This window comes from Vibrio sp. 10N.222.52.B7 (genome assembly GCF_041474275.1).
GTDB lineage: Bacteria > Pseudomonadota > Gammaproteobacteria > Enterobacterales > Vibrionaceae > Vibrio > Vibrio crassostreae_C.
Window position 1 is genome coordinate 51,244 of sequence record NZ_JBFRTU010000069.1, and the last position, 13,649, is coordinate 64,892.

A 13,649-nucleotide genomic window follows, 5' to 3' on the forward strand; every position below is an offset into this window, starting at 1 on the left:
GAATACGGTCATTTAAGGAGTAAAAAACGTGGGATTCTTTTCTAGATTATTTGGTGGCAAAGAAAAAACCGAACAAAAAGTAGAGATTGAGCCAGTCGAATATAAGGGTTTCAATATCTATCAAGATGCCATTGCAGAGTCTGGTCAATACCGTGTTGCTGGGCGAATCGAGAAAGAATTCGATGGTGAAATCAAAACTCACCGTTTTATTCGTTCAGATGTTGTTTCAAACAAACAAGATGCCGACGAATTGATGCTCAAAAAATCGCAGATGTTCATCGACCAAATGGGCGACAATATATTTAGCTAGCCAATTAGGGTTAGAATTGATGTTGGTCATAATTTAGAGAGCTTTCAGTGTATATGCTGAAAGCTCTTTTTAGTTTTAGGGACAAAGAACAGCTAGTAGGTTGTTATTAAAAGGATTATTTGCAAGTGGTTTGACCTCTTCGTTCGAGACGGTCGTCATTTATCCAAATGAAGCGCTCAAACTCCATCCAAATCGTTATAAGTAATAACTTTTCCTGTTCTTTGAACAAAACGCTTGAAGTATTAGTTGTCGTTAGATACAAACGAATAAGTCATTCGTGCCAATAGTCAAGGAATAGCTATGCAAATTGGTGTACCAAGAGAAACGCTCGCTGGTGAAACGCGAGTCGCTGCTTCGCCGAAATCGGTAGAACAGCTTCTAAAATTAGGATTTGAAGTTTGTGTTGAATCACAAGCAGGTGCGTTAGCAAGTTTTGAAGATGCAGCTTATGAACAAGCTGGAGCAAAAGTTGTCACCGCAGATGAAGCTTGGAAATCCGATATTATCTTTAAAGTTAACGCTCCGATCGTTGACGAGTCTAAAAATGAAATCGATCTTCTTAAAGATGGCGCAACATTGGTCAGCTTTATTTGGCCTGCCCAAAATCCAGAATTAATGGAACAATTGTCCAGTCGTAACATCAACGTGATGGCGATGGATTCTGTACCACGAATTTCAAGAGCTCAGGCGTTAGATGCATTGAGTTCTATGGCAAACATCGCGGGTTATCGTGCTGTTGTTGAAGCGGCGCATGAGTTTGGTCGATTCTTCACGGGTCAGATTACGGCTGCGGGTAAAGTTCCGCCAGCAAAAGTACTGGTTGCAGGTGCTGGTGTTGCTGGCCTAGCGGCAATCGGCGCTGCGGGTAGCTTAGGTGCAATCGTTCGTTCATTCGATGTTCGTCCTGAAGTTAAAGAACAAGTTGAGTCGATGGGTGCTGAATTCTTGGAAGTGGATTTCAAGGAAGATACCAGTGCTGGTGACGGCTACGCAAAAGAGATGTCTGAAGCATTCAATAAGAAAGCGGAAGAGCTTTATGCAGCTCAAGCAAAAGACGTTGATATCATCATTACAACGGCGCTGATTCCAGGTCGCCCGGCTCCGAAGCTGATTACCAAAGAGATGGTAGACAGCATGAGTGCAGGTAGTGTGATTGTAGACCTTGCGGCGGCCAATGGCGGTAACTGTGAATACACGGTTGCGGATCAAGTCATTACAACGGCTAATGGTGTGAAGGTGGTTGGTTACACTGATATGGTTGGTCGACTGCCGACTCAATCATCTCAACTGTATGCAACGAACCTAGTTAACCTTCTGAAACTGCTTTGCAAAGAGAAAGATGGCAACATCAAAATCGACTTTGAAGATGTTGTTCTGCGTGGTGTTACTGTGGTTAAAGAGGGCGAGGTCACTTGGCCAGCTCCACCAATTCAAGTTTCAGCTCAACCACAACAAGCTAAGCCAAAAGCGGCCAAACCAGAGCCTAAAGTTGAAGAACCTGTTTCTCCAATTAAGAAAGTGGCGGGTATGGCGGTAGCTGTTGGTGCATTCGCTTGGGTAGCTTCGGTTGCTCCAGCTGCGTTCTTATCTCACTTTACCGTTTTTGTTCTCGCTTGTGTGGTGGGTTATTACGTAGTTTGGAATGTAAGCCATTCTCTGCATACGCCTTTGATGTCCGTGACTAACGCGATTTCAGGCATCATTGTAGTAGGTGCACTGTTACAGATCGGACAAGGAAGTGGCGTCGTCACGTTCTTATCATTTATTGCCGTATTAATTGCAAGTATCAATATCTTTGGTGGCTTTACCGTGACCAAACGTATGCTTGAAATGTTCCGTAAAGACTAAGGAGTAACAGATGTCTGAAGGATTAGTACAAGCAGCTTATATTGTTGCTGCTGTATTCTTTATTATGAGCTTGGCTGGGTTATCGAAACAGGAATCTGCGCGTGCAGGTAACTATTACGGTATCACGGGTATGGCAATCGCGTTGATCGCAACGATCTTTGGCCCTCACTCTGCTGGTATTGTGTGGATCATCATTGCTATGGTGATCGGTGGTGGTATTGGTATCCACTACGCAAGAAAAGTAGAAATGACTGAAATGCCAGAGCTGGTTGCAATTCTGCACAGCTTCGTAGGTATGGCTGCAGTACTTGTAGGTTACAACAGCTACATCGATCCACCTGCTGCTGTTTCTATCAACCCTGCAGATATTCATGCAGAGCACGTTATCCATCTAGTGGAAGTGTTCCTTGGCGTGTTTATCGGTGCGGTGACGTTCACGGGTTCTATTGTTGCGTTTGGTAAGCTTCGTGGCGTTATCTCTTCGTCTGCATTGAACATCCCTCATAAGCACAAGTGGAATCTAGCGGCTATCGTAGTTTCTACACTGCTGATGATCATGTTCGTTAAAGCAGACGGCAGCATGTTCGCACTAATGGTGATGACACTTATCGCATTCGCATTCGGTTACCACCTAGTGGCATCGATTGGCGGCGCAGATATGCCAGTAGTTGTCTCTATGCTGAACTCGTACTCTGGTTGGGCAGCAGCAGCGGCAGGTTTCATGCTTGCAAACGATCTGCTTATCGTAACTGGTGCATTGGTTGGTTCGTCGGGTGCGATTCTGTCTTACATTATGTGTAAGGCGATGAACCGCTCTTTCATCAGCGTTATTGCTGGTGGATTCGGCCAAGAAGTGGTTGTGTCTGATGGCGATGAAGAGCAAGGTGAACACCGCGAAACATCAGCTGAAGATGTGGCTGATATGCTGAAAAACTCTAAGTCAGTAATCATCACTCCTGGATACGGCATGGCAGTAGCTCAAGCACAATACCCAGTGCATGAAATCACTGAGAAGCTACGAGCGCAGGGCATTAATGTTCGATTTGGTATCCACCCAGTTGCTGGTAGGTTACCGGGTCACATGAACGTACTGCTTGCTGAAGCGAAAGTGCCTTACGATATCGTTCTAGAAATGGACGAAATCAACGATGACTTCGATGAGACAGATACTGTATTGGTAATTGGTGCGAATGACACCGTAAACCCTGCAGCACTTGAAGATCCAAACAGCCCAATTGCTGGTATGCCAGTACTTGAAGTTTGGAACGCTCAGAATGTTATCGTATTCAAGCGTTCGATGAACACAGGTTACGCCGGTGTGCAAAACCCACTGTTCTTCAAAGAGAACACGCAGATGCTGTTTGGCGATGCTAAGTCGAGTTGCTCTAAGATTTTAGAGCACTTATAAGTGGGTACGCTGACCCACTGATGTGAAGCCTCGCTATTGCGGGGCTTTTTTCTATCTAACAGTTAGCGCATTTGGTGAGGTGGTCAACAATAACAAGAGTTAGTATTTTAAATTGTAACCATGTGTTTATAGGTTATCGAAATCCAACAAAATTAGCATCAATCTATGTAAACCCAATCTAGATGTATGGATGCTTAGAAAATGAAGAAAATGATAGCTAGTTTACTATCTCTGTCTGTGGTGGCATGTGGCGGTAGCGATGGTGACAATAGTAACGGGAATGGTGAGAACGATTCACTAAAGTACCTAACACCACCGAAAGTTGGATATCAAACATTCGACCGAGTTCAAGGCAACACAAGAACCGCTTATTCAAGCGGTGATATTAACCAGTACGAACACATAAACCCAGATACAGGTGTTGGCATCCCTGTAAACCCATCTTGTAAAGTAGATGAGGATGGTATCAATGAATGCGATATCGTAGAGCCTGATATTCTTCGAGTCTTTGATATCAATAAAAAATATTCATTAGTTCAGATTGATAATGCGACAATCGATTATGAAGACGTCAAGTACGTTGGTCGATACGCATTTATCCAAGATAAGCTAACGGGCGAACTACACCCGATTCTCCGAGACGGTAAATTACAGGCATTGTGGCTCACTGATGAGTTTGCGAGCGTCAATAGCACTAACAAAGTAGCTTATAATGATTCGCTATATTACATCGAGCATACGGGCGAAGGTGAGACTTGGCGACCATACAAATTATTGCAGCATAACCTCAATGAGGAAACGGGATTTTTTGAAGTATCTGAAGTGTACATAGCGGATGACGGTAAGGAAATCGCTGATTACGCAGTTGATAAAGATAACAATATTTTACTACTGATAGGAGATGTAGGCAGAGGTGACCCTTCAGACAACTACGTTGAATATATCAGTGCAATTGGGGGGCGAGGCATAATACCGCACGAAGAAAATATCAACATAAAAAGTGTAATGAATGGGGATATTTACATCTGGACAAGTGTGAATTATATGCCTCAGGATTTGAAAGTCTCGTTTAACGAATCTGGAGTTGAATTGTCAGAATCCCAATTTACATACATGCCCAGAGGCGGTGTCAGTCGCGGTAACTACATAATGGCATTTGAACCTGAGAGATGCATTGTTTATGAAATCGATGATTACAGCGTAAGCGAGGTGGCTGATACTTACTTCGGTCAACGGATTAATAGTAGAGATAGCATAGTGGCGTCGCAAGATTATCTCATGTGCACTAGAGCTGAAATTGATGACTCAACACGAGGACTTATTTTCGATACAAGGAATGGGTCTAATCACGCTTTCGACATGAACTTCATTCACGGGCACTGGGATGATGGTTATCAACTTTCGGTCGCTATCGCAACGCAATACAATGAATTTAAACTGGTTGAAGAGTATCGACCTGATGGTGCAGGCAGTAGTGTATTTACTGAGCATTATTACAATGTCGACACAGGCGAAGAATACGAAATAGCCCTAAATGGTGAGCGCATGTCTTTAAAGGTTTTCTCTTATCTTGAAAAAGAAACTGATTAACGTAGTGATTAATATTTCATCAGCTCTCTACTATGTCGTTTGGTGATGCTAAGGCGAGTTGCTCTAAGATTTTAGAGCATCTTTAAGTGGAATTGTGAACTTGATATAAAAAGCCCCGAATAAATCGGGGCTTTTTTTGTACAGAGCTTGTTTAGTTCTCTTTAAGTGCTTTTGCTAGTGCAATCAAATCTTTCGGTGAGCTTCCTTTTACATGTTCTGCATGATTGTCAAATACGTCAGCAATTAGCTTAATCTGTATACCTTGCCTAATCTGTCTTATTTCTTCATCTGTTTTTCCTTCAGTCGCTAAAGTGCCTACGACCTGTTGAGCTAATATTCCTGCTTTTAACATCGTCATTTTTTCTTTATTTAAAGTAACTATTTGACGTATTAAGAACAATAGTAGGGCAGATAAAGTACCAATGATAAGAGTTGTAGCTGTGACCAGTGGTAAACGACTTATTAAAACGTCCCACGAACTGAGGTCTTTTGACGCCAATTGAGGAAGAAGCTCTTCAAAACTCATGGCATTTTTGTATAAGTATTTAACAAACAGACACAACGCAGCAAATACGATAGCTGAGGCAGTGTAGTACATAAGGGCTTGCTTACCCGCTTCTTTTGTATGGGCTATCGATTCGTAATTAGTGAGTAATTTTTGTTTTTTGGCCTCGTTTAACTCCGTACGGATTTCGGTTAGCTCATCTCTGTCACTGTTTAGATTATCGAATATGCTTTTTCTTGATTTTCCAAGTTTATCAATTTCCAGAAACAGAGCGGCGGACTTACTCGTCAGTTCGTTTACTTCTGCTGTTTTTGACTCGATGGAATCTTGAGTCTCAACCTCTAAAGCTTTCAGTGAGTCTACGTTTTCTTTGGTTGCAATAAAGGTGTTCTGAGTTAGTTCTTTCTGAATTGATAGTTGTTCAATTTCAGACTTTACTATAGATAATCGTTGCTCTCCTTCTCTCAGTAAGTCTTTGGCTGTTGAAAGAGATGATTGCCAAGATAGGCTTGATTCTGTTCCTGACTGTTTCAATTTTGCGTAAGCGGCTTGGAGTCTTTCAAGGTGACCAACGTTGGCAACAATACTTCGTACTGGTGCTGCTTTTACTGAGTGAAATCTTGCCTTCTTCGGCAAAATGATACCATTCACGTAATCGTAAACAGAAAAAGTTGAAACGGTGTATGATTCCCTTGAACCTGCAACTCCTACCGTTTTATTTTCAGTAATTTTGCTGATTGATTTTTTTTCGAGCCCACGATAAGAAATAAGCCTTATATTTCTAGCTGCTTCGTCATATGGCAAGTGAGATACCGTTACTTCTGCTAGCAAAGTAGGTTCATCGAATAGCACTATATTCTCACTTGCTAGTGCGGAAACCTCATAGTTGCTAGCTACTAATATCTTTCTGCCATGGTCTAGATTGTTTTTATCCGAAGTATCAAAGTTATCGTCACAATGTAGCGATTTTGACTCTTTATTGTACACGCCGAAAAACACATCAATTGATGCTTGATATTCCTCTACAACAGCTTGCACTTGTTTTTCGCTCGGCATGGGTATTCTTGCAGAGAAAAAATCATCTTTATTGTCAGTAAGTTCCATTGACTGGTTAGCCTCAAGTATTAAATCTAGGTATATAATACATCTGTTTTTATTAACGTTATGAAATGCATATATAAATTATGAGAATTTATTTAGAAAATTGCCTCACTTTCTGTGTGTTTAGGAGACCTTACAGGGAATGTTTGGCACATCAAATAGCTCCGCAATTGAGACATCTAGCACCAACGCGAACTCAACAATGTCTGTGTCCATGATTAACCGAATTCCGCTTTCAATTTTCGCTATCGTTTCTCTGCTCATTTCGTAGTTACGAAGTTGGCATTGCGTTGCCAAGTCAGACTGCGTCCATCCTTTTGATTTTCTAAGTTCTTTTATACGTATACCAACAACATTATTTTTCATATCACAGTTACCAAATGTTCGTCTTGCAGAACAAAAGGCTAACCGTTAGATTTGATTTTTATGTTCGGCATTCCGAACAAGCATCTATTTTGAGGGGTATATGAAAATTAAATCGTTATTGCTTTCGGTTCACTGGTTGCGAATCAAAGAGGGGATGGAATGAAAAATTTAACTCCGCTTGCTTTTGTGGCTTTGCTTTCTGGTTGTCAGTCTATGGGGTTAACACCTGAAAACATGGGGCCACCTAGTAATGTTAATTTCGACGGATACACAGACAGGGGCGCAAAACAATACGTTCAGATGCCTGATGTTGCTCAATCACTTAACATGAGTGTTGGCAATTCAATTCAGTTCTCTAAGACATCTTATCGAGATAGTGCTCACGAGCTTAGATACGTAACAGGGAAATCAAACAAGCAGATTACAGGCCAAGCTAGTTTGGAGTCAGTCGGTGGTATTTGTACTTATGGAGATACTATTGGCACATTGAATAAAGACTCATTGGTCAATTATGAGATAACAGCGCCTGATGTGTACTATCAGGGATTGGATGTAAAAGTGGCTTTGGTTGATGTGCCTAGTCAAATCATGAGGCCTTTGGTTAACTGTTATTTTAATTCCAATAGCTTGAATACATTTGTTTCTGGTCAGTGGATAGACTCTGTCACTCCATTGGTTGAGCAAAAACGAGCAGAGTATGCCGAGATTAAATCGATAGAAGACACTCGACTAGCCAAAGAGCAAGCGGAATTAGATGCAGCCATAGCAATGCGAGAAAAGGAACGTAAGCAAAATGCCCACATCACGGAAATGAAAAGGAATGGCGAGTTTCTTGGTATGGTTCAGTTTTGCTCTAAAGAGGGCTATATCAACCGAAGTGATATACCTAAAGTTCGCAAATCACTAGAGGCGAATTATAGAAAAGAGTTCAATCAACCATATGAAGAAAAGTATGTTAATCAGGGTATTAAAGAAGGGACAGTTAAGGTGACGGCAGTGGCAATGTCATCTTATGCTCAGAAATACGACACATGCACAGACGCTAGATATGCGGTTGGATTGATGACTCTTTAAAGAGCTAAGTTAAATGGTCACGGGGCGGTATCTTCGGATACCGCCCTTTTTTATAGATTCACAGTAATTAATGTCGCTAGAGGTGATTTGTTGGCAAGCTTTTCCCAATCGTCGCCTTGTACACCGTCAACGTCACTAAAATCGGGCGATGATGTGATTGCATAGCGAGAGATTAAAGCGGGAACAGGTTGTAGGTTGTTTGAGTCTGTAGCAATGAGATATGTACCTGCCGAATCTGACTCAACGTATGGGCTGTAATGGATTGGTGCAACCGTATCTAGGCCGTCAAACTTGTGATTAGAACCGACTAATAGATATTCGCCAATCGCTTTACTGTCAGTTGCAAGTCTTAGATTCGTACCATCAATAAGATTGTCATTGCCAACTTGACCACTCGCGCGAATTGCAGACGCGACTTTAGGCGAAGCTAGAACGAACGTAGCGGTAAATGTTGTGTTTTGATGGATTTCAGCACCAAGCTCTAGGGCACGTGCAATCAGTGAACGGCCTTGTTGATACAGCTCGCCATTGCTTAAATTGATGGGAGTGCCTTTCTTAGCTACTGTGATAGTTTTCATAATGATATCGCTGTTAATTTCATCTGAAATTGATGTGGAAAGCAAATCCTCAACCGCGCTAGAGCCGTCTAGATTGTTGCCTTGCATATCATGGAGCAATTCCCATGTAGTAGGGCTTTTAACGCGACGTGATTTGATATCAGATTGCCATCTATCCATGATGAAACGTGAGCTTTGAACCTCTCTTGAATCGTCTTCGTCAGCGTCAGTAACTAGACGTAGGTCGCCCGAAAGCACTTTTCCTAGTAATTCTGATTCAGTAAGACCTAAGTAATCACCATCGACAACAACACCAAAAACATAATCAAATTCTGAAAAGTGTTCACCTACTGTCATGCTGTCTGAGCCGACTGGCAAACCGTGGTCTTTAAATGGGTACTTACCTGTACTAGTTCTATGACTGCCTAGAGTCTCACGCGTCTCTGAACCGTCTTGTGAAACCATTTGATATCTAACACCGTATACCGTTGCACGTGGTTGTGATGTTGGCTGTATGCCACAGATATCTTTGAAAATCTTGTCGTTAATCTTACGAGTCAATCCAACTAGAGTAGGGCGACCTTTTTCAATGTTGGCCGATGTGTTGGACTCGACTAAAAGTTGTTCAATCATTAAATATTCCTTTTGTTATTTTATTTATGTTGAATTTTTAACGCGGTCTATATCGTTGGGTTAACGTGGTTCGTATCTTCTAACGCTCTGTAAAGCGGTCTAACGCGTTTTCTAGATATTTGACGTGATGAAGTTAGCGGGGATTAGCGACGGTTTGGCTCGATTAGCGGGATATAAAAAGCCCCCGACTGACTAGGTCGAGGGCTGCATTCACAAATCACAAAGGTTGTATGTTCGAGAGGCTTATCACTTCCACTCATACAGTATTTATGCTTTCAATTTTGCTAGCTCGGCTTTCAAAGCATTAATTTCAGTCTCAAAAACGCTAACAGTGTTTTTTAGGTCTTTAATTGTCGCGCTTTCTTTTTCGTCTCGTTGTTTTAGTTCTGCTTGTAAGTTTTCAATCGTCATTTTTAATTCACCATTTTCAATTTCAGTTTCTAGATGCTTGGCTCGTTCAGGCATTAGCTTCTCGTTCATAATAATTTTGGTTTTATTTTCGGCTGCCTCAATAATTCTATCGTCGCGGGTCTTCCTGTCGTATGTGGTTGCAAGAATCAATTTGCTAGCAAACTGGTCTTTGCTATTAAATGAAACGGCGCGTTTCGGTGTGTATATTCTGGTTTTGTTATTTTTGAATAACTGCACAACAAATAACTCTGGGGTGTGCTCACCATTCGGGCAGATGTCAACAATTACAAAGATATGATGTGTATCAAATTCAGTATGACCGTAATAGCAATCTTGGATGGTTGGGAGCTTTCTTGAAATCTGCTTATAAAATCCGTTATGACTATCGCGTGTAATTCCCTGCGACGTCAGATACTTATTGAACGGAATCGCTTGACCTCGTTGGTTAACCGACTTGGTTGCATGGTTCAGGTATATTTTGAATTTAGTATCAGTCTCGATAGTGACTGCGGCACAGTTTGATTTGTTTAGTGGTGCGTAATGGTTTTCCGCAAGGTTCAAAAACATGAACACCTTTGCTTCTTTTAAATCTTTTTTCATTTTATTTCTCGTTGGTATCCGAAATTGCAGTTTCGGCAATGACCTTAGAGGAATATTCAGCCTGCAAGCTATACGAATATTCGACAACGAGAAATAAAAACATTCCTCTAAGGTCATTATGTTATTTATTGGAATAAAGCCTGTTAACCAACTGAGTTATTATCTCATGACTTTGTATGATAATAAACAAACTGGTCACTAGTATTTAGCGTTGTAAAAAGTGACAAAGTTTCAAAAAGACGACGCTTTGGTATCGGCAAACGTAGATAGGCCGGTGCTAAGTGCCGTAAGTAATATATAGACCCGTTACGTTTTTATTCATATGTGAATTAGCGACTGCGTCGCACTTATGGCAATGGGGTGTTTCAGCAAAAAAAAGGACAAAAAAAGGGACTTTTTAAAATGGACAAAACACTCGGAACCCTTATAGGCCGTGGGTTTCAAGTGATTTTCCTAAAAAACAAGCCTCCATAAACATGTATCGGTATCCGAAATATCAGTTCGCTTCGCTCACCTACGTTTAAAAGACTTTATTCAAATGAGATTAAACATTGCGTCGGCCGTGCCGACAGAGCAAGACTAAGCGACGCCCGTCGCGTGTCGATGCGATAAGCTACATACCAACGTATTTTCAAAATTCAAATATAAAGTTTCTTATAGAAAGGACTTTAAGTTTGAAAACGTAATATGCCGAAAGTGAGTACGTTTATCATGTTAGCAATAGGATAGTCGTCTCTTTCTCTCATTCACTCATTCACCGCTGGCGCGGTTCATTCGTTCATTCGTTCAGTCGCCTCCGGCTTCGGCGCAATGTGGTTTAAAAATCCATTAAATGAGATTAAACGTGATGCCGAGGGACGAGGCAAGAGGAAGAACAAGATAAGCGAGGGACGAGCTTATCGCAGTGATGACGACTCAATATCATACCGACGTGGCACTTCAAAAATTCAAATATAAAGTTTCTTATAGAAAGGACTTTAAGTTTGAAAATGTAATATGCCGAAAGTGAGTACGTTCATCACGCATTAGCTCGCAAAGCTCGCGCGGCAAGCCGCACAAACTTCATATGAATTTAAACGTGGTCGAACATACTAGCCGTAGGATACTTGGAGGATTGCATCGAACGGACTAGCCACGCATCAGTGCAAGCCAAATCCACTCTAACTAGTGTTTTATCCAATTCTGACCAACGTATCAAATCAAGCTTAAACGTCGTTAGACACCGACCTGCGCATAAATAAGGGTGTTCGAATGAACAATGCTAGTACTAAGGGCGTGACTTTCGGGTTACGTCCTTTTTCATACAGGTAAGAAAACATTAAGAAAACACGCCACTAAATATGAGCATGAAAGGAGAGAGCATGCTTATTAAAAGAAACCAAGGTCGTCAACCATTAGACGAAACCATAGTTAAAAAAATTAGATTACTACGTGAGAAAGGGTATACGTGCCAGTCCATAGCTGATTATTTGAATATAGCTAAAAGCACTGTTTCGAATTACTCACGCAAACAAAAGGAATAAAAAATGATAGTACTAGCAATCGTTCATTTAATCGCCCTTATTTCTATAGGGCAAACCGTATACCACATAACGAGACTCAAGGAGTCAACATGGCAAATGTAAAAGCAGATACCGATAAATTAACGTCAGAAACAACTCCCATGGAGTTAACGATTACCAAAGGCATTCAAGCTTATCAATACCCACTAACTATAGCGGGCGAAGCTGACCGACATTCAAGCTACTTGGTTTTCTATGCTGTAGAAGCGATGGGGATGACTGATTTAATGACTCAAAGCATAGATAAGCGTGCCGTCGGTTCTCTATCTGGTAATTTTAGAGAAAATGAAACTACATTGGCAGTGATACAGCTTTATATGCCGAACATGAACGAGAATATATCTCATAGCTACGACACTACAGGTACGGGTATAGTTGATGACTTCATGTTGAACTATAGCAAGAACAAACAGTCAGGTGATGGTATATCGGCTCAATCAGCGTTAAAGGCAGGGCTTGATACAGCGATTGATAAAATTAATGTTGGATTCGAGAAGATAACCCAAGAATACAGTATGAAATCGTCAGGCAAGATTCTTGGTTCTCGCTCGGCTCAACTGTATAGAACTAGTCAGCCTCGACAGCAGACATTCTCATTCCAGTTAAGACCGCGCAATGTCAGTGAGCTAAAGCATGTTGGTAATATTCTTAGAGCATTCATGGTTTACAGTAGTGCGTCTAAAACAACTAGAACTACGCTGATAGACAACCAAAATCAATCATACAGCGCATTAGAAACACCGCCATTATGGTTTATTGAAGAACGATACAACCAACGCACTGGCGAAGCTGGTGTAAATGCTGCCACTAGATATACCCCTAAGTTCGCAATGGGCCCCGCTGCCATCACGAATATAAGAATGAACAAAACGCCCGACCAACTTTACGAAACATTCGACCAAACAGCAGGAGACCCGATTGCCATTGATTTAGAAATCACGCTTACTGAACTACGCCCAAACTACTCTGACTATTATGAGCAGTTAACAAAAGGGCTAGGGAAGCCTGAACATGCATCACATGGTGGTAATGCATTTTTTAAGAGCTTTAAAAGCTAGTAATTAGGCTGAATTTTAGCCTAATTCAAACTTAAAGTTTCTATATATAGCTTGAATTATACCGACCTTTGTATTGCTCGTATCTATCTGTTTTTATTGTAAAATAAATTAATTTTACGAGTTTGTTTACCATCTTGCTTTTGTGCCTGATAATAGCCACATCGAAACAAAGGCTAAAACTAAAAACTAAAAACTAAAAGGTAAACAATGAAAACACTAAATGAATTGAAGCTAAAAATGAAAAGTGACCTAGTGCTATCAAAGAAGACTCAAGCGCAAACACTTGATGAGCTGCAAGACACTGCATATAGAATGGTAGAGCACACAGAGAGTGCTATTACAGACGTTGAGTACATTATTGGAGACCTTGAGGTTGACATCGAAGATATTAAGCATGATATCAACCTTACTGACGTTGACGACGTAGAGTTGCTAAAAAAATTCGCGCGAGTAAACAAAGAGTTAATCGAGTCGAAATACGAACTTGCTGAGCTGAAAGAGAGCTTAGAAACATATCAGCAAATCCACGATTTAGCGTTCGGCGTGTAGTTAGCAAAGTAATCTCAACCACATAAATCAGAACCCGCACAAACGCGGGTTTTTTAATGCAAAATTTAAAGGAATTA

Annotated in this window: 11 protein-coding genes; 7 read left to right on the forward strand and 4 right to left on the reverse strand. The window is 41.1% G+C overall.

Going from position 1 to position 13,649, the window contains the following annotated elements:
- The first annotated feature begins 28 nt into the window (after window positions 1–28).
- The 4 genes from AB4512_RS17290 to AB4512_RS25510 all read left to right on the forward strand — a co-directional run bounded on the left by AB4512_RS17290 (window position 29) and on the right by AB4512_RS25510 (window position 5,156).
- Complete coding sequence (locus tag AB4512_RS17290; protein WP_004731023.1) at window positions 29–310, forward strand: HlyU family transcriptional regulator; 282 nt, start codon at window positions 29–31, stop codon at window positions 308–310.
- Window positions 311–610: 300 nt separating this feature from the next.
- Window positions 611–2,158 (forward strand): Re/Si-specific NAD(P)(+) transhydrogenase subunit alpha, encoded by a 1,548-nt coding sequence (gene pntA / locus AB4512_RS17295; protein WP_136974587.1) that lies wholly within the window; start codon window positions 611–613, stop codon window positions 2,156–2,158.
- 10 nt (window positions 2,159–2,168) lie between these two features.
- Window positions 2,169–3,566, forward strand: a complete 1,398-nt coding sequence (pntB, locus tag AB4512_RS17300; protein ID WP_102320801.1) for a Re/Si-specific NAD(P)(+) transhydrogenase subunit beta — start codon at window positions 2,169–2,171, stop codon at window positions 3,564–3,566.
- Window positions 3,567–3,767: 201 nt separating this feature from the next.
- Complete coding sequence (locus AB4512_RS25510) at window positions 3,768–5,156, forward strand: hypothetical protein (protein ID WP_408063695.1); 1,389 nt, start codon at window positions 3,768–3,770, stop codon at window positions 5,154–5,156.
- 151 nt (window positions 5,157–5,307) lie between these two features.
- Here AB4512_RS25510 and AB4512_RS17310 read toward each other — a convergent pair whose 3' ends face one another.
- Entirely contained in the window at window positions 5,308–6,765 is a 1,458-nt protein-coding gene (locus tag AB4512_RS17310) for a hypothetical protein (RefSeq protein ID WP_372052274.1), read from the reverse strand.
- 120 nt (window positions 6,766–6,885) lie between these two features.
- Complete coding sequence (locus AB4512_RS17315; protein WP_372052272.1) at window positions 6,886–7,128, reverse strand: helix-turn-helix domain-containing protein; 243 nt, start codon at window positions 7,126–7,128, stop codon at window positions 6,886–6,888.
- 159 nt (window positions 7,129–7,287) lie between these two features.
- Between AB4512_RS17315 and AB4512_RS17320 the strand changes: the two genes are divergently transcribed.
- Window positions 7,288–8,202, forward strand: coding sequence for a hypothetical protein (locus AB4512_RS17320; RefSeq protein WP_372175237.1), 915 nt, complete (start codon window positions 7,288–7,290; stop codon window positions 8,200–8,202).
- 50 nt (window positions 8,203–8,252) lie between these two features.
- Here AB4512_RS17320 and AB4512_RS17325 read toward each other — a convergent pair whose 3' ends face one another.
- Window positions 8,253–9,392 carry a hypothetical protein gene (locus AB4512_RS17325; protein ID WP_372175238.1) on the reverse strand — a complete coding sequence of 380 codons (1,140 nt, stop codon included), beginning with the start codon at window positions 9,390–9,392 and terminating at the stop codon, window positions 8,253–8,255.
- Window positions 9,393–9,659: 267 nt separating this feature from the next.
- Complete coding sequence (locus AB4512_RS17330) at window positions 9,660–10,403, reverse strand: hypothetical protein (RefSeq protein WP_372175239.1); 744 nt, start codon at window positions 10,401–10,403, stop codon at window positions 9,660–9,662.
- 1,612 nt (window positions 10,404–12,015) lie between these two features.
- Between AB4512_RS17330 and AB4512_RS17335 the strand changes: the two genes are divergently transcribed.
- Both AB4512_RS17335 and AB4512_RS17340 read left to right on the forward strand, forming a co-directional pair.
- Window positions 12,016–13,023: a baseplate tail-tube junction protein gene (locus tag AB4512_RS17335; RefSeq protein ID WP_372052265.1), complete on the forward strand. Its 1,008-nt coding sequence runs from the start codon at window positions 12,016–12,018 to the stop codon at window positions 13,021–13,023.
- 207 nt (window positions 13,024–13,230) lie between these two features.
- The gene (locus tag AB4512_RS17340; RefSeq protein WP_372175241.1) at window positions 13,231–13,572 is read left to right on the forward strand and encodes a hypothetical protein; all 342 of its coding nucleotides are present in this window, start codon (window positions 13,231–13,233) and stop codon (window positions 13,570–13,572) included.
- Window positions 13,573–13,649: the final 77 nt, after the last annotated feature.

Bases quoted from the DNA above. Each gene is read 5' to 3' on its own strand.
- AB4512_RS25510 (WP_408063695.1), top strand. From the start codon at position 3,768: ATGAAGAAAATGATAGCTAGTTTACTATCTCTGTCTGTGGTGGCATGT.
- AB4512_RS17335 (WP_372052265.1), top strand. From the start codon at position 12,016: ATGGCAAATGTAAAAGCAGATACCGATAAATTAACGTCAGAAACAACT.
- AB4512_RS17310 (WP_372052274.1), bottom strand. From the start codon at position 6,765: ATGGAACTTACTGACAATAAAGATGATTTTTTCTCTGCAAGAATACCC.
- AB4512_RS17325 (WP_372175238.1), bottom strand. From the start codon at position 9,392: ATGATTGAACAACTTTTAGTCGAGTCCAACACATCGGCCAACATTGAA.
- AB4512_RS17340 (WP_372175241.1), top strand. From the start codon at position 13,231: ATGAAAACACTAAATGAATTGAAGCTAAAAATGAAAAGTGACCTAGTG.
- pntB (WP_102320801.1), top strand. From the start codon at position 2,169: ATGTCTGAAGGATTAGTACAAGCAGCTTATATTGTTGCTGCTGTATTC.
- pntA (WP_136974587.1), top strand. From the start codon at position 611: ATGCAAATTGGTGTACCAAGAGAAACGCTCGCTGGTGAAACGCGAGTC.
- AB4512_RS17315 (WP_372052272.1), bottom strand. From the start codon at position 7,128: ATGAAAAATAATGTTGTTGGTATACGTATAAAAGAACTTAGAAAATCA.
- AB4512_RS17330 (WP_372175239.1), bottom strand. From the start codon at position 10,403: ATGAAAAAAGATTTAAAAGAAGCAAAGGTGTTCATGTTTTTGAACCTT.
- AB4512_RS17320 (WP_372175237.1), top strand. From the start codon at position 7,288: ATGAAAAATTTAACTCCGCTTGCTTTTGTGGCTTTGCTTTCTGGTTGT.